Genomic DNA, 16,903 nt, shown 5'->3' on the forward strand with positions numbered 1-16,903 from the left:
GCTCCAAGGTAAGATCGCTTCTTACTTAGATGCAATCCTACTATGAACGAGTACGACGTTCCGGTCGTGACTCGCCTGCCCGCATCGGCCTCATCGATCGGAGCCGATAATGAGCGACCTTTTCGCCGTGTACAAGCGATCGCGGCACCTGTTACCCGAGCACGGCTGTATGACCCGTACGCGATCGCTCAGGCCGCCGAAGTGTGACAGTCGATCGTCGGCGAGCCTGAGTAGATCTTCGCCGTCGGTCACGCCAGGTTCCGGGTCGGACGGGGACGCGCTTGTCCACCGGCCCCGCCGATCACAGGTGGGGTTCGATGTCGGCGAGGAGGAGGCGCTTGGGCTTGGCGCCGACGATGCGCTGGACGAGGGTGCCGTGGCGGAAGAGGGTGAGGGTCGGGAACCCCAAGATGCCGTAGCGGCGGATGATTTCGGGGTGGTCGTCGCCGTTGAGCTTGGCGATGGTGAGGCGGTCGCCGTACTCGGACTCGATCTGCTCAAGGACCGGGGCGATCATCTTGCACGGGGGGCACCACTCCGCCCAGAAGTCGACCAGTACCGGCTTGTCGGCGCGGAGCACCTGCTCGTCGAAGTTCTCGGTGGTCAGGGTGAGCATTGCTGTCTCCCGGGGAGAAGGCGCAGCCGGGGCAGGCGCGCGACAGTTGGCCGGCCACCTCGGCTCTGCGCCGGACCAGGGCGTCGATCTCCGCGTCGATCTCGGCGAGTTTGCGGCGGTAGACGGCGATCGACTCCGGGCAGGCGTCGCCGGACGCGTGTCCGTCGCGCAGGCACTCGATGAAGGGGCGTACGTCCTCCAGCGTGAAGCCGACCGCCAGCAGGGACCGGATCTCGCGGACCAGGCGCACGTCCGACTCGTCGTACTCCCGGTAGCCGTTCGCCGTCCGCCGCGCCCGCAGCAGCCCCTGCTGCTCGTAGTAGCGCAGCGAGCGGGTGCTGGCACCGGCGCGTTCGGCCAGCTCTCCGATCCGCATCGGTCCCCCTCCTGATCTGGTGGCCGTCAACGACGGTAAGCCTTGACACCGGCGTCAAGGTCAAGCGGTCATCGGCCGATGGCCGCGCCGGTGACGGCGCGCGGGTCGGACGCGCCGGCGAGCGTCCCGTCGGGGCGTACGTCGATGAGGTGGGCGTGGCCGAAGCCGCCCCCGTACGGCCGGGCCTCCACGGTGTGGCCGCGCTCCCGCAGCCCGTCGGCCCACGGCGAGCCCTCCTCGACGCGGACGCTCGCCTCGTCGGGGGAGTCCCAGGCGTCGAAGCCGGTCGGCCCCGTGCCGGTGACCCAGCGGGGCGAGCGAATCGCCCGGCCGGGCGACTCGCCGTGCCGCAGCAGCCGGGTGAGCACCTGCAGCAGGATCTGCGGCTGCCCGTCGCCGCCCATCGTCCCGGCCACCGTCCGCAGCGACCCGTCGGGCCGGGTCACCAGGGCGGGGGTCAGCGTGTGCGGCGGACGCCGCCCCGGCCCGTACTCGGCCGGATGACCGGGCGTCAGGCAGAACCCCAGCCCGCGATTGTGCAGGTTGATGCCGGTTCGGGGTTCGAAGAGCATGCTGCCGAACCCGGCCGCGTTCGACTGGATCAGCGAGACGCCCATGCCGTCGCCGTCCACCACGCACAGGTAGGTGGTGTCGCCGGGCGACGCCAGGTCCCGCACGGTCGCCCGCCGCGTCGGGTCGATCATGGCCCGCCGCTCGTCGGCCGAGGCCAGCACCGGGCCGACGTCCGCGCCGTCGTGCAGCACATCGGGCCGGTCGTGGCCCGCCACCCGGGCGGACTCGACGAGCAGGTGCGCCCACGCGGCGTCGTCCGGGTCGTCCAGGTCGTTCAGCGGCTCCAGACCGGCGGCGATCGTCAGCGACAGCGGCAGCAGGTATCCCTGCGAGTTCGGCGGGATCGTCCACACATCGTGCCCGAACACCCGCGCGCCGAGCGGCTCCACCCATTCGGCGTTGCCGCGGGCCAGATCCTCCTCGACGTACTCCCCGCCGCCGAGCTCGATCAGCCCGGCCCCGAACTCGCCGAGGTAGAAGCCGTCCCGCCCGTCCTTGGCGATCGCCTCAAGGGCCCGCGCCACGCCGGGGCGCCGGATCAGGTCGCCCGCGGAGATCGGCTCCGGGACCTCGGGCATGGCGGTGGCCATGCGGGCGAGCAGCGGCGCGGCCGGGAATCCGTCCCGCGCGTGCCCGATCGCCGGCGCCAGCAGCTCGGGCAGCGGCAGCCGCCCGTGCCGCGCGTGCAACGCCAGCCAGCCATCCACGCATCCCGGCACCGTCACCGACCGGATGTCCCATTGAAACGGCATCCGCCGATGCCCCTCGCCCCGCAGCCGCTCCGGATCGGCCCCCGACCCCGCCCGCCCGGACGCGTTCAACGCCTCCGGCGGCCCGGCCGAGGCGTGGACGAGCGCGAACAGGTCGCCGCCGAGGCCGCACATGTGCGGCGAGGTCACCGCCAGCACCGCGTTCGCCGCGATCGCGGCGTCCACCGCCGACCCGCCGCGCTCCAGCATCAGCAACCCGGCGAACGAGGCGAGGTGATCAACCGTACAAACCATTCCGTTACGGGCATATCGCGTGTGCCGCACGCCTCAGACTGTACGGCCTGCACCCCGCCCCACCAAGGCGGCGGTGAGCGCGGCGAACCAGGCGTCGGCGTGCGGACACGCTCGCCTGATCGCGTCGATGCCGACCTCGGCTATGACCAGGGGGCCATCAGACGTCTTGCGGTAGCGCGGGCACAGGTTCAGAAGTCGTTTGGAGGGGGCGGTGCTGGGGCCGTCGTTCACGAGTTCGGCCCCCTCCGCGTCGGCGACGAGTTTGCGTACGGCGGCGGGCAGCGTGGCATCGCCGCTCAACGCCCCCAGCTCATCGTGACCGAGCAGCACCCACGCCTCGATCTCGTGCAGGACCAGGTTGGGCAGGAAGCGATGGTCGCCGATGGCTTCGCCAATGGCACGTTCGACATGGGCCACGCGTTCATGCGGTGTCCCCGGTGGCCGCGTGGACATCCCCGGAACATCCGCTGGAAGCCCGTAGTAGTCGAGCAGCGTCGTCAACGTGGTGATCGAGGGGTCGCGCAGAAGCAGACGGATCTCCCTCGCGAGTCTGCCCCACGCGGCCAGCCCACCCTTGTGGGGCGGCACCGCCCGCAGGTCGTCTCGTCGTGAATATCGACTGGGTGACGACGATGTCGGCCGAACTCAGATACGGGTCGATGACCTCGCGGACGACGGTCTCCTCGGTCTGCCCCTCGCACAGGATGTGCAGCCGGCGCACTCCGGTCACCGTGACTCTGCCTGGGGTCGGCCGCCGAGCAGGTTCTTCTCCCACAGTTCCCCCAGGGAGTAGTCGGTCAGCCAGTCCCGGAGGTGTTCCGGATCGGGGCGGCTGAAGACCGAAGCACCCTCGGCGCGTTCGACGACGATGAGGTCGTCGAGCTCGAACTGGTTCATCAGTGTCACCGACTGCGTGGCTATCAGCACCTGGCTTTCGCGGCCGGCCGCGCGCAGCATCTCGGCCAGTTGGACGATCGCGTACGGGTGCAGGCCCAGTTCCGGCTCGTCCAGTACGACCAACTGGGGAAGATCGGGCATGCTCAGGAGCGTGGTAAGGCAGATGAACCGCAGCGTTCCGTCCGACAGGGCGTCGGCGGGGAAGACCACGTCGGAGCCGTCCTGCCGCCAGCGCAGGCGCAGGCGGTCGTTCTCCTCGACGAGGACGAAATCCCGGAAGAACGGGGCGACCTGCCGGACGGTCCGTACGATCCGGCGATAAGACGCCCTGTCGGTTTCCCGCAGGCGGAGCAGAATCGCGGCCAGGTTACCCGCGTCGGGGTGCAGCGCGAGGTTGTCGGAGGCGTAACCGGTCTGCTTGACGGGAGCGTTCCTGCTCGTGTCGTGAAAGTGGAAGACCCGGCACCCGCGCAGGATGTCCACCACGTGACCGGCGACCGACTGCTGCCCAAACCGGCCGATCTCATCCAGCAGGTGGGTCTCCCGGTGGCCTCGGCCCAGTGACGAGACGAACGGCTCGGGGTACCCGTCGCCGTGGAACAGGATGCGTTCCTCGCCGAAGATCAGCTCATCCCGTGCCGAGGGGATGAGCGTCGCACGGTACTCGTTCGGCGGGGAATCCAGCCGCAGCGCGATGCGTGCGTCGCCCTTGGGCCCGCCATGGAGCAGGGCGGCCGCGCCGCCCGCCTGCCCGACGAAGAGGTTGAGCTCTCCGTCGACGATGCGGCCGAGCAGGGCGAGAGCGGAAATGAAGTTGCTCTTGCCCGCCCCGTTGGCGCCGACCAGGACGTTGAGATCGCGCAACTGCACCCGCGCTGAGCGAATCGAGGTATACCCCTCGATGGTGATCGATCGCAATCTGCTACGCCCCATGGCCACAGCTTAGATCGACTCGTTGGTCCGGGCCGCTGCTTTGTACCGCGTTCCCCCGGGCCGACGTCATCTGTACCGCAGCATTCCGGCAGGCCAGGCCAGAGGGGTGTCGCATTTACGTATCGATCGGTCAGTAATACGGTTGCACGGACCGGGCATCCTGTGCAGCGGAACGGCTGCTCCGGCCGCCGGAAGGAGACGACGGTGTTGAAATGCCTGACCCTTGGTGAGCGGACGGCCTTGCTCAAGGCCCCGGCCGACGGCAGGGAGGTCTGAGGTGGACGCCGCCCCCGTTGTCCTGGAGCGTGACGGCGCCGTGGCCGTCGTGACGCTCAACCGCCCAAAGCGGCGCAACGCGCTGGATGCCGGGCTCAAAACGGCGCTGCGGCGGGCGCTGGAGGAGGTGGCGTCCGACGACGCCGTCCGGGCCGTGCTGCTGACCGGTGCGGGCGGCGCGTTCTGCGCCGGACAGGACCTGGCCGAGCACGCGGCGGCGTTGCGCGCCGATGCCGAGCACGCGTTCGACACCGTCGAGGAGGATTACGCGCCGATCGTTCGGCTCCTGGCCACGATGGGCAAGCCGGTCGTCGCCGCCGTCAGTGGCACGTGCGTCGGCGCGGGGCTGGCTCTGGCGCTCGCCTGCGATCTGCGGGTGTTCGCCGAGGAGGCCGTACTCGCCACGGCGTTCACCGCGATCGGGCTCACCTGCGACTCCGGGCTGTCGCTGACGCTCACCCGGGCCGTCGGCGAGGCGCGGGCCAGGGAACTCGTGCTGCTCGGCGAGTCGTTCAGCGCCCGGCAGGCGGTGGAGTGGGGCATCTCGGGGCGTCTGGTGCCGCAGGCGGAGGTCGGTACGGCGGGCCGTGAGCTCGCGGCCAGGCTCGCGGCCGGGCCCACCGCCGCCTACGCGGAGTCCAAACGGCTGATCGCGGAGTCCTGGGGGCGGGACCTCGGCACGGTGCTGGCGGCGGAGGGGCGTGCCCAGGCGCGGCTGGGTCTGACCGCCGACCATTCCGGCGCCGTTGAGGCGTTTCTGGCCAAGCGGAAGCCCGAGTTCCAGGGACGCTGAGCCCGGAAGGTGCCGCGGCGGCCCAGTCACCGGTCTCAGCTTCTCGCCCGCTGCCACACCCGGCGTCCCGCGATCACCGTGGCCGCGCAGCGGCCCGGCCCCTCCTCGATCAGGGTTCGGTACGGCTCCCGCGTACCGGTGTCGATGTCGAACACCGCGAAGTCGGCCCGCGCTCCCGGAATGAGCGCCCCGATGCGCCCCGGCCCCGAGGCCATGCCGAGCGCCCGCGCGCCGCCCTCGGTGGCCGCGCCGACGAGGCGGCGCTCCAGGTCGGCGTCGGTGTAGCCCTGTTCGCGGGCGAGGTCGCGTAGCAGCCGCACGTCCTCCAGCAGGTCCATCGACGGGCTGGAGGCCAGGGAGTCGGTGCCGACGGCGATGGGGTTGCCCTCCTCCAGGAGGGCCGCGACCTGCGGCGTGTCCAGGCCGAGGGTGCGGTTGGACCGGGGGCACAAGGCGATCACCGTGCCTCGCTTGCGCAGTACGCGTCGCTCGTCGGGGGTGAGGTAGACGGCGTGCGCGACGTGGCAGTGCTCGCCGAACACGCCCATGCCGTCGAGCAGGTCGACCGGGCCGAGCCCGGTGCCGCCCTCGCGCAGCACGGCGAAGTCGAAGCCGAGGTCGCGCACCATGCGGGCCAGCGGGCCGGTGCCGCGGACGGTGTATTCGCGCTCGTGCGCCGACTCGGCCAGGTGGATCTGCTGGCGCACCCGGTACGACCTGGCCAGCAAGGCGAGATCCTCAAGCACGGCCACGTCGAGCGCGTAGACGGCGTGCGGGGAGACGCCCATCGGCAGCCCGGCCTCCTGCAGGGCGGTGATGAGGCGTTCGCGGCCCTCGGCGTGCCAGCTCTCCTCGGTGTCGCCGAGCACCTCCAGGTACGCCATGCCGGTCAGGCCCGCCTCGGCGTACGCGGCGGCGGCCTCCATGTCGGTGACCACGTCGGCGACGGCCGTGGTGCCGCTCGCGATCGCCGCGCGGGCGCCCTTGCGCGCGGCGGCCGCCCAGTCGACCTTGCGGCCGCGTCTCCTGCCGGTCGCGAGGGCGTCGGGGGCGCTGCTGGCCTCGGCGTACGCGGCGTCGAAGGCCGTCGACCACTCCTCAAGCGAGCCGTACCGGCGGCGGCCCAGCCGGGCCAGGCAGCTGAACTGCAGGTGCGTGTGCGCGTTGACCAGCCCGGCCACGACGACCCCGTCCCACCGCACCTCGCGGTGCTCGCGGAAGGCGCCCGCGACCTCGCGGCGCGGCCCGGCGGCGAGCACCCGCCCCCGCCGTACGGCGAGCGCGCCCTCGCGCAGCGGCGGACCGGCGACCGGCAGCATGAGGGGAGCGGAGTGAACGACGACCCCCGCCGAACCCCGCCCGCCCGCGCCGGAGGCCACCCTGTGCCTCGTCCTCGCGGTCGTCATGCCGTCCCTTAGGGGAAGTTTGAGAGAATAATGGGTAAACGGTACCCATACCGTACCCGTCAAGATAGTGATTTCGGCAGTGGTCATAACGGCCGAGAGCAGGGAAAAAACGCCGATTACGCGTCATTGGTCCGGTCGAAGGCCGGTTTCCGCCTCCAGGTCCGCCCGCCGGGCCGTGCCGAAACCCCGCGGCCGCATGGCGTTCGCCGTGTCCTCCGCGTCGAGCGACGCGTTCACCGTCACCGGGATGATCATCGGCCGTGGCGACGGCGGCCGCCGGACCGGATCGCGGCCGTGGCCATGCTCGCGCGCCCGGCGCGCGTCGATCGTGCGTGTCGCGCCGCCACTGTGGATGGCGGGAACCGGAAGCTCGTACGGCCCCGGCAGTCGCCGGACCGGATCGCGGCCGTGGCCATGCTCGCGCGCCCGGCGCGCGTCGATCGTGCGTGTCGCGCCGCCACCGTGGACGGCGGGAACCGGAAGCTCGTGCGGCCTCGGCCGTCGCTTCGGCAACCCACCGAGAAAATCGCTTTCGTCTGGTTGAATCCATTGCATAGCTATTGCACAGCGACAGGCAGCGTCTGAAGCCGCATAAGGCGGCCCGTTTCGAAAGGATCGCATGCCCGCGTTGCAGCGGAGAGGAGACGACGAGCGCGCCGGTTCTCGCCGGACGCGGTTGGCCGCGCCCGCCGCGGCCGGGTCGATCACGGCCGTCGCGACCAGCATGCTCACCTCCATCGACATCTGGGACCTGCCGGTGGCCGTCCGCATCGCCATCACCGTGGTCGCCTCGCTGCTGGTCGGGGTGGGCACGTGGGCGACCTCGCTGCAGGGCGGCGGCGAACGCCGGCCGGTACGGCCCGGCGGTGAGGACGTGCCGCCTCCGGCGCAGCTTCCGCCGCGCATCGCCCACTTCACCGGGCGCGGGGACGTGCTCGCCGAGCTGCGGGACCGGTTCGCTGCGGCGCAGCGCCGCCGGTCCCCGGTGACGCCGCTGGTGGTGTCGGTCTACGGCCAGGGCGGGGTGGGCAAGTCGGCGCTTGTCACCCGGTTCGCGCACGAGGTGCTCCGCGATTTCCCCGACGGGCAGCTCTACTTCGACCTGCGCGGCACCGCGGGGGACGTGGCGGGGGACGTGGCGGGGGACGAGACGGCGGACGTGCGGCCGGAGGAGGTGCTCACCGGTTTCCTGCGCGCCCTCGGCGTGCGCCTCACCACCGACCCCGGCGGCCTGCGCGAACTCCAGAAATTGTGGTGGACCTGGACCAAAGACCGCCGAATCCTAATATTTCTGGATAACGCGCAGAATGGTGACCAGGTGCAGGCGCTGATTCCGCCCGAGCCCGGCTGCGCCGTCCTCGTCACCTCGCGCCGCCCGCTTTTCCTGCGCAACGACTACGACATACAGCTCGGCGCGTTCACCGAGGCCCAGGGCATCGAACTGCTGGCCCGGCTGGCGGGCGACGAGCGTGTCGCCGCCGACGTCGAGTCCGCCCAGGAGATCGTACGGCTCTGCGGCCACCTGCCCCTCGCGATCAGCATCTGCGGCGGCCGGCTCGCCACCCGCCCCGGCTGGAGCCTGCGCGAGCTCGCCGACCGCCTGCGCGACGAGCGCCGCCGCCTCGACCACCTGGAACTGGGCCCGCAGGTCGACAAGAGCGTGCGCGCCTCGGTGCAACTGTCCTACGACGCCTGCACCGACCTGCAGCGGCGGCTGCTGCGCCTGCTCGGCCTGCTCACCGCCCCCGACGTGCGGGCGTGGGCGGCAGGCGAACTGCTCGACACCTCGCAACTGGACGGCGCCGACCAGCTTGAGGCCCTGGTGGACACCCAGCTCGCCGAGACCTCCGGCCGCGACGCCACCGGCGAGATGCGCTACCGGCTGCACGACCTGGTCCGGCTGTTCGCCCGCGAGCAGACCCTGCGCGAAGACCCCGAGCCGGCGCGCCGCGCCGCGATCGAGCGTTTCCTGTCCGGCTACCGCCGCCGCGCCGAGGCGTACGCCACCTACCGCTGGCCCCAGGACTGGAGCCGCCGCGGCGTGGTACGGCGCCCCGCCGAGGACGTGGGGGAGCGGACGGACGGCGACGTGCGGTCCCCGGCCTCCGACTGGTTCACCGCCGAGCGGCTCGGCCTGCTCGCCGCCGTCCACCTCGCCCGCGACCAGCGCATGTGGGAGCAGGCGTGGGGCATCGGCCGGGCGTTCTGCTCGCTGTGCCACTCCATGCGGGCGTTCTGGGCCGACTGGCGCAGCGTCGCCGAGATCACCTACCAGGCCGCCGAGGCCATGGGCGACGACCGCGCCCTCGGCATCGCCCTGCTGGAGCGGGCCGTCGTCGTCGGCAACCTCGGCAACGCCGAACGCGCCCGCGCCGACGCCGAACGCGCCCTGGAGATCTTCAACCGGCTCGGCGAGACCTGGTGGGCGGCGCGGGCGATGCGCAGCATCGGCATGACGCTGTTCAACTCCGGCAACCTCGACCGGGGCCAGAACCACCTGCTCGACGCCCTCGGCGCGTTCGAGGCGATCGACGACCCCTGGTGGCTCGCCCGCACCCAGCGCAACCTCGCCGAGCTGCGGCTCGCCCAGCGCTCGTACGCCGAGGCCCGCGAGCTGGTCGAGCGGGCCCTGGCCGTCTTCCAGCGCGACGGCAACCGCTACTCCGAGGCCCAGACCCAGCGTGTCCTCGGCGAGGTCCTCGCCGCCGAGGCCCGCGTCCTGTCCGAACGCGGCGACGGCCAGGGCGCCGCCGCCAAGTACATCCTCGCCGGAAACGCGCTCAGATTCGCGATCAAGGCGTTTCGCGACCGCCACGAGGAGTGGGAGGAGGCCCGCGCCCTGCGCGCCGCCGGCGGCATCGGCGACCCGCAGAACCTCCTGCTGGAGCACCTGTACGTCCAGGACGCCAAACAGATGCTCGAACGCCTCGGCGACTCCTGGGGCGTGGCCCGCTCCGAACTCGCCGAGGGCTACGCCCTGCGCCGCCGCGGACGCCTCCCCGAGGCGATCTCCGTGCTGCGCCTCGCCGCCGCCCACTTCGCCGAACTCGGCGACCGCTGGTGGCAGGCCCGCAGCCTGCGCGCCCTCGCCACCTGTCTCATCGACGCCGGAGACCCCCACGAGGGCCGCCGCCACGCCGTCCGGGCCCTGGACATCTACACCAGCCTCGGCAACGCCGGCGGCATGGACCGCGCCCGCCAGGTCGTGGAACGCGCCGACGCCGAGCTCGCCCCCCGCGACCCGGGCCTCCTGCCGCGCGGCGAGGAGACCGCGGACCCCGGCGGCCCGGCCTGACGCGGGCGCGGGGGGCGGTCAGTTCTCGGGGGTCAGTTCTCGGGGGTCAGTTCTCGGGGGTCAGTCCTCGGGGGTCCAGGCGCCCGAGCCGCCGGAGCGGACCACCGTGTTGACCATGAACGCGCCGCCGTCGGCGGAGACGACCTCGCCGGTGACGTACGAGGCGTCGTCGCTGAACAGGAAGGCGACGACCCCGGCGATCTCGTCCACGGTGCCGACGCGGCGCATGGGCACGGTACGGCCCCGGCGGGACAGGGTCGCCGCCCGGTCGGCGAGGCCGGACGCGGCGAAGATGCCGGTCGGGATCAGGCCCGGGGCCACGGCGTTGACCCGGATGCCGCGCGGCGCGCCGTACATGGCCGCGCCGTGCACCAGGCCGAGCACGCCGTGCTTGGAGGTCTGGTACGGCAACTGGTCGGCGGCCCCGCGCAGGGACGAGATCGACGCGGTCACCACGACGGCCCCGCCGCTCTCCTGCTCCCGGTAGCGACGGAACGCGGCGCGCAGCCCCAGGAAGACGCCGCGCAGGTTGACCGCGATCACGTGGTCGAAGTCGGCGGGCTCGACGTCGGGCAGCGGCGCCATCGTGCCGAGCAGCCCGGCGTTGAGGTGGTGCAGGTCGATGCGGCCGAAGCGGTCCAGCGCCGTGCGGATGTAGGCGTCCACGCCCGCCACGGTGGAGACGTCGGCGGCGACGGCCGCCGCCGGGCCCGGCAGCTCGCCCGCGACCTTGGCCGCCGCCTCGCCGTCGATGTCGGCGACCACGACGTCCGCCCCCTCGCGGGACAGCCGCAGCGCGGTGGCCGCGCCGATCCCGCTGCCGCCGCCGGTGACGACGGCCACCTTCCCGGCGAACCTTCCCTCCCGGTCCGGCATGCTGTCACTTCCTTCCTTCGTATGCGTGCGGGGCGGTCACGCGATGCGGACGACCAGGCCGTCGGCGCCGTCGACGACGGGGAACCGGCGCATCACGTCCGGATCGTGCCCCGGCACCAGCACCACGTCCGGCTCGGCGGCCATCTCGCGCAGCAGCGCGTACGCCCGGTACACGCCGATCAGGTCGGTCAGGTACGCGAACGGCCGGTCCAGCTCCACCTCCTCGTAGAAGTGGGCGGCGTCCGAGGTGAGGACGGCCCGGCCGGTCGCGGTGGCGATCGAGACGACGAGCTGGCCGGGGGTGTGCCCGCCCACGGGGATCACCTCGATGCCGGGGGCCACGGTGGTGGTCTGGTCCACGAACGTGGCCCGGCCCTGGTCGCGGATCTCCACCAGGTGGGCGAGGTCGCCGGGCTCGGTGGTGTGCGCGAACAGTTGCCGCGTGGCGTACGGGCCGGTCCAGAAGTCGAACTCGGCCCGGCCGATGACGATCTCCGAGCGGGGGAACGCGGTGAGGTTGCCGATGTGGTCGTAGTGCGCGTGCGTGGCGATGATCATCGGCGCGTCCTGCGGGTGGACGCCCAGGCCGGCGAGCGCGGCCACCGGCTCGGCCAGCTCGGTGCGCGGCAGCCGGGTGGTCTGGCGGGCCGCCTGGCCGTACCCGGTGTCGATGATGACGGTCCGCTCCCGGTTGCGGGCCACCCACAGGAAGAAGTCCATGTCCATCGGCCCGTCGGGGCCGTACACGTGGTGGTTGAGGAACAGGCTGGAGCGGGTGGTGGCGCGGGCGGCGAACCGGATCGCGAGCACCTCGTAGGTCGCGCAGGTCGCGCCGTTCGGAACGGACGGGACGGTGCTCATGGGAACAGGAGCCCCGCCGCGTTGTCGCCGAGCATGCGGCGGATGTCGTCCTCGGGCAGGCCGGCGTCGAGCAGGCCGCGCGCCCCGCGCCGGAAGAGCGTCACCGGAAGCGGGTTGTGCTTCTGCCCGGAGTCGGAGGACAGCACGGTCAGCTCCGGACCGGCGGCCTTGATGAAGGCGAGCAGCTCCCCGAGGTCCCTGCGGCGGCCCGGCCGGCCGAAGTACATCACCAGGCAGTGCTCGATGTGCACGCCCTGCCGGGCCCACTCGCCGACCTGCTCGCTGGACGCCTCGACGACGAAGCAGGGGTGGTTGACCAGGATGCGCTCCACGCCCTCCCGCCGCGCCGCGCCGATCAGCGCGGTGGTCTCCTTGACGCCCAGGTGGCCGCAGGTCAGCACGGCGTTCTCGGCCGCGATGACGGACAGGATGTCCCGCACCTCGGGCAGCACCTCGCCGTCCTCGCCGAGGATCGTGATCGGGGTGTTGTCGCGGAGCTGGACGGTCGAGGTCGGGAACCCGGTGTCGTGATGCCGGTGGTGCTCGATGTGCGTGGTGGACGACAGGGTGGGGAACCACACCACCCTGCCGCCCATCCGCAGGGCCATCTCGACCGCGTACGGGTTGAGGCCGCCGACCTGGTCGTTGAGCGCGACGCCGCCGCGTACGGCCACCGGCAGGTCGTCGAGCCCGGCCGGGCCGAGCGCGAGGATGTCGGTGACCATGCTGTGGTGGTGCGACTTGGCGACGATGGCGCGGAACCCGGCGCCGGCCGCGTCACGGGCCGCGTCGAGGATGCTCATGCGCCGGGGGAACGGGCTGGGGCCGGGGTGCTGGTGCAGGTCGACGCTGCCCACGAGCAGTGCGTCGGCCTCCGGGTCGGGAGTGTGCCGGTCGCCGTCGAGTTCGGGGTCGAGCAGTGATGGGGCCGCGATGGCCATGCGTTCGTTCTCCTGATTCTTGCTGTTCGCCGGGTCCCGGGTCGGTCCCCCGATCGGTCCCAGATCGTTCTCTGGTAGGTGTTAGGTCCTGTTAGGTCCTGGTAAGTGCTGAAAAGGCCGTCAGTCCCTGGTCACCAGCGCCTGGTGGGCGGGATCCCAGTGGGCGATGACCCGGCCGCCGGGCCGCAGGCCGTCGGCCTCGTCGGGCGAGACGACCGCGCAGCCGAGGACCCCGCCGCCGTAGTCGAGGTCGATGCGCTGGTGGGTGCCCTGGAAGGACAGCCCGGTCACGGTCGCGGGCGCCTGGTTCGCGCCGGGCGGCACCTCGGCCGCCGTGGCGGCGATGCGCAGCCGCTCGGGCCGCACCACCAGGTCGCGGTCCTCCGGCGTGCCCTCGGCCACGCGCACCGCCCACTTGTGGTCGCCCCACTCGTAGACGCCGTCGGCGTGCAGCCGCCCGTCGAAGAGGTTCGACTCGCCGAGGAACCGGGCGGTGAACCGGGTGCCGGGGTCGCGGTACAGGTCGGCTGGGCTGCCGATCCGCTCGATTCGCCCCTTGTTGAACACGGCGATGCGGTCCGACAGCGCCATCGCCTCGTCCTGGTCGTGGGTGACGAACACGAACGTGAGCCCCAGCTCCTCGTGCAGCCGCTTGATCTCCTGCTGGAGGTTCTGCCGCAGCTTGCGGTCGAGCGCGCTCAGCGGCTCGTCGAGCAGCAACACGCTCGGCGAGAACACCACCGCCCGCGCCAGCGCGACGCGCTGCTGCTGCCCGCCGGACAGCTCGTCGGGCCGCCGTCGCCCGAGGCCCGCGAGATCGACGAGCTCGAGCACCTCGCCGACCCGCCGCTCGATCTCCGCCTTGGGCGCCTTGCGCTCCCGCAGCGGGAAGGCGATGTTCTGCGCCACCGTCATGTGCGGGAAGAGCGCGTAGTTCTGGAAGACCATCCCGAAGTTCCGCTTGTACGGCGGAAGCAGTGAGATGTCCTTCCCGGCGAGCCGGATGTGCCCCGAGGTGACCTCGGTGAACCCGGCGATCATGTTGAGCGTGGTGGTCTTGCCGGAGCCGCTGGGTCCCAGCAGCGTCAGGAATTCGCCCGAGGCGATGTCGATGGTCACGTGGTCCACGACGAGCGGGCCCGCGCCGTACCTCTTGCACAGGTCCGTGAGCTCGATGCGCCCGCCGTCGGTCGCGGGAGGGGTCATCGCTGCCTCTCTCTCTTGGCTCGGCGCACGCCGATCATCTGGGCGAGCAGGATGGGCACGCTCACCACCAGGACCGTGACGCTCGACGCCGCCGAGATGGTCGGGTCGATCTGCACGGTCACGCTGTTGAACATCAGGACGGGGAGGGTCGTGGCCGTGGGCGACTGCAGGAACAGCGCGATCACGACCTCGTCGAAGGAGATGACGAACGCCAGCACCGCGCCGGAGAGCACGCCCGGCAGCGCCAGCGGCAGGGTGATCTTCCGGAACACCGACCACGGCCTGGCGCCGAGGCTGCTGCCCGCCGTCCCGAGGGCCGGGTTCATGCCCTGCAGCCGGGTGGTCACCGCGATCACCACGTACGGCAGGGCCAGCGCCGTGTGCGCGAGCGCGATGCCGAACAGGCTGCCGGTCAGCCCGGCCCGCAGGAACGCCGTGAAGATCACCAGGGCGATCAGGATGTTCGGGATGATGATCGGCGACAGCAGGAACCCGGTGGCCAGGCCCCGCACCCGCTCGCTCAGCCGGCTCAGCCCGATCGCCGCGGCGGTGCCGAGCACGGTGGCCAGGCCCGCCGCGATCAGCCCGACCTGCAGGGAGTTCAGGATCGCGTCCGTCCACTGCGGGGAGGTGAACAGGCTCTCGTACCACTTCAGCGACCACTCGGTCGGCGGGAACCGGAAGGTGGAGGACGCCGAGAAGCTCATCGGTATGACGATCATCGTCGGCACCGTCAGGAAGAGCCCGATGAGCACCGCGACGATCTTCAGCCAGGGTCGTGCGTTCATCGCTCGTTCCCTCCCGGCAGCGCCTGTCCCGCGCTGACCGCCGTGCCCCGCCCGGTGAGCGCGCGGCTGGCGGCGAGCACGGCGAGCGTGACGACCAGCATGAACACTCCCATCGCGCCGCCGCCGCCGAAGTCCAGCAGATCCCGGGTGCGGGTGCTGATCACCTGCGCGATCAGCGCGTTCTGCGGCGAGCCGAGCAGGGCCGGGGTGACGTAGAAGCCGAGCGCCAGGACGAACCCGAGCGAGGCGCCGGCGACCACGCCCGGCAGCGACAGCGGGAAGTACACCTTCCAGAAGGAGGACAGCCGGCCGGCGCCGAGGCTCTGCCCGGCGAGCAGCAGCCGCCGGTCGATCTGCTGCATGACGCTGTACATCGGCAGCACCATGAACGGCAGCAGCACCTGGGTCATCGAGACCGTCACGGCGAAGGTGGTGCCGAGCAGTCGCGTGCCGCCCAGCCCCACCAGGCCGAGGGCCCCCTGCACCACTCCGCCGTCCTGCATCAGGACCATCCACGCGAAGTTGCGCGCCAGCATGCTGGTCCAGAACGGCACCAGCACGACCGTCACCATCACCGCGCGGGTCGTCGGCCCGGCCAGGGTCATCATGTACGTGTAGGGGTAGGCGAACACCACCCCCGCCACGGTGACCACCAGCGCGACCACCAGCGTCCGGCCCAGCACCCGCAGCGTGTAGCCGTCGGTGAACAGTTGGGCGTAGTTCTCCAGGGTCGGATCCGGGTCGACGAAGCTGTCGACGACGATGCTCACCAGCGGCAGCACGAAGAACACCGTCAGCGCGATCAGGGCGGGCAGCAGGAGCAGCAGCCCCGCCGCGCGCCGGCGCCCGGCCGGCGACAACACGCGTCGCCGGTCGGGGCCGGGCTGCGGCGGTGCGGCACCCTGAGGGGAGGCGACCGCTTCGGCCGTCATCGGCTAGCTGACCTTCCAGCGCGTCCAACGCTCGACGAGAGCGTCGGTGTTCTTGATCCACCACTCCTTGTTCTGCTCAAGGAGCCGGCCGCGGTCCGGCAGGAACGCATTGAACTCCTTCTGCACGTCCGTGTACTTGATGGTTGAGATGTCCACGTCCGGGCGGGCGGGGGCGATCCCGGTGAGCTGGGCGTACGCGCGGGCCTGCTCCGGCTCGGTGACGAACGCCAGCGCCTGGAAGGCCAGCTCCTTGTGCGGGGCGCCCTTGGGGATGACCAGCGCGCCGATGTCGGTGGTGGTGAAGTCCCAGACCGGCTTGAGGTTCGCGCCGCTCTGCTTGGTCACGATCGACCGGGCGGTCACCGTCATCACCATCGAGGCCTGCCGGTCCACCAGCATCTGCTGCACCGCGCCGTAGCTGGGCGCGAAGATCAGCGAATCCTTGATCGTGTCGAGTTTCCGGAAGGCCCGGTCGACGTCGAGGGGGTAGATCTTGTCGATCGGCACGCCGTCGGCGATCAGCGCCGCCTCAAGCAGGCCGTTCTTGGGGTAGTCCTGCACGATCCGCTTGCCCGGGAACCGCTTCGTGTCGAAGAAGTCCTCGATCTTGGTGGGCGGATCCTTCGGATAGTCGTCGGCGTTGTAGCTGAAGACGTTCGCGTAACGATAGGTGGGGACGAAGCAGTCGTGCGTCGTCCCCGGGGGGAACTTGCTGCGGTCGATGAGTGGCGTGTCCAGCTTCTCGAAGAGCTGGCCGCAGTACGCGCCGGCGTAGATCCAGCTCATGTTGGCCAGGTCCCACGTGGTGTTGCCGGCGGCGACCATGGCCTTGACCTGGGCCGGCTCCGCCGGGCTGACGTTGACGAACTTCGTACCGGTCTTAGCGGTGAAGGGCTCCTGCAGGCCCTTCTTCTCGTCCTCCTGGAACTGACCTCCGGTGCTCGCCCAGGTCAGGACCTTCTCGGTGGAGGCGGAGCCACCGCCACCACCGCCGCCACCGCCACAGGCCGCCGTCGCGACGAGGAGCGCACCGGCCAACAAGGCGGGAAGACGCTTGTTCCTCATATTTCTGCCTCTCTTCGCACTGCTCGCCGTGCGTCACCTGCACGACGCGCGATTTCGGGTCCCCC

17 protein-coding genes are annotated in these 16,903 nt (G+C 71.5%); 3 read left to right on the forward strand and 14 right to left on the reverse strand.

The features are described from left to right. Nucleotides 1–42: 42 nt before the first annotated feature. Nucleotides 43–207 carry a hypothetical protein gene (locus AB0K60_RS01380; RefSeq protein WP_364047293.1) on the forward strand — a complete coding sequence of 55 codons (165 nt, stop codon included), beginning with the start codon at nt 43–45 and terminating at the stop codon, nt 205–207. 94 nt (nt 208–301) lie between these two features. Here AB0K60_RS01380 and trxA read toward each other — a convergent pair whose 3' ends face one another. From trxA to AB0K60_RS01405, 5 genes are all read right to left on the reverse strand, one after another. Next, a complete protein-coding gene (gene trxA / locus AB0K60_RS01385; protein WP_364047296.1) occupies nt 302–616 on the reverse strand; it encodes a thioredoxin in 315 nt (104 codons plus the stop codon). Continuing rightward, nucleotides 498–992 carry a MerR family transcriptional regulator gene (locus AB0K60_RS01390; protein WP_364047299.1) on the reverse strand — a complete coding sequence of 165 codons (495 nt, stop codon included), beginning with the start codon at nt 990–992 and terminating at the stop codon, nt 498–500. The genes trxA and AB0K60_RS01390 overlap by 119 nt, the downstream gene beginning before the upstream one ends. Nucleotides 993–1,060: 68 nt before the next feature. After that, nucleotides 1,061–2,569 (reverse strand): gamma-glutamyltransferase, encoded by a 1,509-nt coding sequence (locus AB0K60_RS01395; RefSeq protein WP_364047302.1) that lies wholly within the window; start codon nt 2,567–2,569, stop codon nt 1,061–1,063. 33 nt (nt 2,570–2,602) lie between these two features. Continuing rightward, nucleotides 2,603–3,157, reverse strand: a complete 555-nt coding sequence (locus AB0K60_RS01400) for a DUF4276 family protein (protein ID WP_364047305.1) — start codon at nt 3,155–3,157, stop codon at nt 2,603–2,605. A gap of 138 nt (nt 3,158–3,295) precedes the next feature. Beyond that, nucleotides 3,296–4,399, reverse strand: a complete 1,104-nt coding sequence (locus tag AB0K60_RS01405) for an AAA family ATPase (RefSeq protein WP_364047308.1) — start codon at nt 4,397–4,399, stop codon at nt 3,296–3,298. Nucleotides 4,400–4,676: 277 nt separating this feature from the next. On the opposite strand from AB0K60_RS01405, the gene AB0K60_RS01410 reads away from it, so the two are divergent. Continuing rightward, the gene (locus tag AB0K60_RS01410) at nt 4,677–5,468 is read left to right on the forward strand and encodes an enoyl-CoA hydratase-related protein (RefSeq protein ID WP_364047310.1); all 792 of its coding nucleotides are present in this window, start codon (nt 4,677–4,679) and stop codon (nt 5,466–5,468) included. A gap of 35 nt (nt 5,469–5,503) precedes the next feature. Here AB0K60_RS01410 and AB0K60_RS01415 read toward each other — a convergent pair whose 3' ends face one another. Beyond that, the gene (locus tag AB0K60_RS01415; RefSeq protein ID WP_364047312.1) at nt 5,504–6,874 is read right to left on the reverse strand and encodes an amidohydrolase family protein; all 1,371 of its coding nucleotides are present in this window, start codon (nt 6,872–6,874) and stop codon (nt 5,504–5,506) included. 123 nt (nt 6,875–6,997) lie between these two features. Then, the gene (locus tag AB0K60_RS01420) at nt 6,998–7,429 is read right to left on the reverse strand and encodes a hypothetical protein (protein ID WP_364047314.1); all 432 of its coding nucleotides are present in this window, start codon (nt 7,427–7,429) and stop codon (nt 6,998–7,000) included. A 64-nt stretch (nt 7,430–7,493) separates the two neighbouring features. Between AB0K60_RS01420 and AB0K60_RS01425 the strand changes: the two genes are divergently transcribed. Further along, the gene (locus AB0K60_RS01425; RefSeq protein ID WP_364047316.1) at nt 7,494–10,169 is read left to right on the forward strand and encodes a tetratricopeptide repeat protein; all 2,676 of its coding nucleotides are present in this window, start codon (nt 7,494–7,496) and stop codon (nt 10,167–10,169) included. A gap of 60 nt (nt 10,170–10,229) precedes the next feature. On the opposite strand, the gene AB0K60_RS01430 is transcribed toward AB0K60_RS01425, so the two are convergent. The 7 genes from AB0K60_RS01430 to AB0K60_RS01460 form a co-directional block, all read right to left on the reverse strand. Continuing rightward, complete coding sequence (locus AB0K60_RS01430; RefSeq protein WP_364047318.1) at nt 10,230–11,045, reverse strand: SDR family NAD(P)-dependent oxidoreductase; 816 nt, start codon at nt 11,043–11,045, stop codon at nt 10,230–10,232. Nucleotides 11,046–11,081: 36 nt separating this feature from the next. Beyond that, on the reverse strand, nt 11,082–11,906 hold the full coding sequence (locus AB0K60_RS01435) for an N-acyl homoserine lactonase family protein (RefSeq protein ID WP_364047320.1): 825 nt from the start codon (nt 11,904–11,906) through the stop codon (nt 11,082–11,084). After that, complete coding sequence (locus tag AB0K60_RS01440) at nt 11,903–12,847, reverse strand: DUF6282 family protein (protein WP_364047322.1); 945 nt, start codon at nt 12,845–12,847, stop codon at nt 11,903–11,905. The genes AB0K60_RS01435 and AB0K60_RS01440 overlap by 4 nt, the downstream gene beginning before the upstream one ends. Before the next feature lie 120 nt (nt 12,848–12,967). Beyond that, nucleotides 12,968–14,053: an ABC transporter ATP-binding protein gene (locus AB0K60_RS01445; protein ID WP_364047324.1), complete on the reverse strand. Its 1,086-nt coding sequence runs from the start codon at nt 14,051–14,053 to the stop codon at nt 12,968–12,970. Next, a complete protein-coding gene (locus tag AB0K60_RS01450; RefSeq protein WP_364047326.1) occupies nt 14,050–14,841 on the reverse strand; it encodes an ABC transporter permease in 792 nt (263 codons plus the stop codon). The genes AB0K60_RS01445 and AB0K60_RS01450 overlap by 4 nt, the downstream gene beginning before the upstream one ends. Then, nucleotides 14,838–15,773, reverse strand: coding sequence for an ABC transporter permease (locus tag AB0K60_RS01455; protein ID WP_364047328.1), 936 nt, complete (start codon nt 15,771–15,773; stop codon nt 14,838–14,840). The genes AB0K60_RS01450 and AB0K60_RS01455 overlap by 4 nt, the downstream gene beginning before the upstream one ends. Nucleotides 15,774–15,776: 3 nt before the next feature. Next, nucleotides 15,777–16,838, reverse strand: a complete 1,062-nt coding sequence (locus tag AB0K60_RS01460) for an extracellular solute-binding protein (RefSeq protein ID WP_364047329.1) — start codon at nt 16,836–16,838, stop codon at nt 15,777–15,779. Nucleotides 16,839–16,903: the final 65 nt, after the last annotated feature.

The sequence above is a fragment of the Thermopolyspora sp. NPDC052614 genome (assembly GCF_040678635.1).
GTDB lineage: Bacteria > Actinomycetota > Actinomycetes > Streptosporangiales > Streptosporangiaceae > Thermopolyspora.

Excerpts from the sequence above, each read along its gene's own strand:
- AB0K60_RS01380 (WP_364047293.1), top strand. The coding sequence starts at position 43 with ATGAACGAGTACGACGTTCCGGTCGTGACTCGCCTGCCCGCATCGGCC.
- trxA (WP_364047296.1), bottom strand. The coding sequence starts at position 616 with ATGCTCACCCTGACCACCGAGAACTTCGACGAGCAGGTGCTCCGCGCC.
- AB0K60_RS01390 (WP_364047299.1), bottom strand. The coding sequence starts at position 992 with ATGCGGATCGGAGAGCTGGCCGAACGCGCCGGTGCCAGCACCCGCTCG.
- AB0K60_RS01395 (WP_364047302.1), bottom strand. The coding sequence starts at position 2,569 with ATGGTTTGTACGGTTGATCACCTCGCCTCGTTCGCCGGGTTGCTGATG.
- AB0K60_RS01405 (WP_364047308.1), bottom strand. The coding sequence starts at position 4,399 with ATGGGGCGTAGCAGATTGCGATCGATCACCATCGAGGGGTATACCTCG.
- AB0K60_RS01415 (WP_364047312.1), bottom strand. The coding sequence starts at position 6,874 with ATGACGACCGCGAGGACGAGGCACAGGGTGGCCTCCGGCGCGGGCGGG.
- AB0K60_RS01420 (WP_364047314.1), bottom strand. The coding sequence starts at position 7,429 with ATGCAATGGATTCAACCAGACGAAAGCGATTTTCTCGGTGGGTTGCCG.
- AB0K60_RS01425 (WP_364047316.1), top strand. The coding sequence starts at position 7,494 with ATGCCCGCGTTGCAGCGGAGAGGAGACGACGAGCGCGCCGGTTCTCGC.
- AB0K60_RS01430 (WP_364047318.1), bottom strand. The coding sequence starts at position 11,045 with ATGCCGGACCGGGAGGGAAGGTTCGCCGGGAAGGTGGCCGTCGTCACC.
- AB0K60_RS01435 (WP_364047320.1), bottom strand. The coding sequence starts at position 11,906 with ATGAGCACCGTCCCGTCCGTTCCGAACGGCGCGACCTGCGCGACCTAC.
- AB0K60_RS01440 (WP_364047322.1), bottom strand. The coding sequence starts at position 12,847 with ATGGCCATCGCGGCCCCATCACTGCTCGACCCCGAACTCGACGGCGAC.
- AB0K60_RS01445 (WP_364047324.1), bottom strand. The coding sequence starts at position 14,053 with ATGACCCCTCCCGCGACCGACGGCGGGCGCATCGAGCTCACGGACCTG.
- AB0K60_RS01450 (WP_364047326.1), bottom strand. The coding sequence starts at position 14,841 with ATGAACGCACGACCCTGGCTGAAGATCGTCGCGGTGCTCATCGGGCTC.
- AB0K60_RS01455 (WP_364047328.1), bottom strand. The coding sequence starts at position 15,773 with ATGACGGCCGAAGCGGTCGCCTCCCCTCAGGGTGCCGCACCGCCGCAG.
- AB0K60_RS01460 (WP_364047329.1), bottom strand. The coding sequence starts at position 16,838 with ATGAGGAACAAGCGTCTTCCCGCCTTGTTGGCCGGTGCGCTCCTCGTC.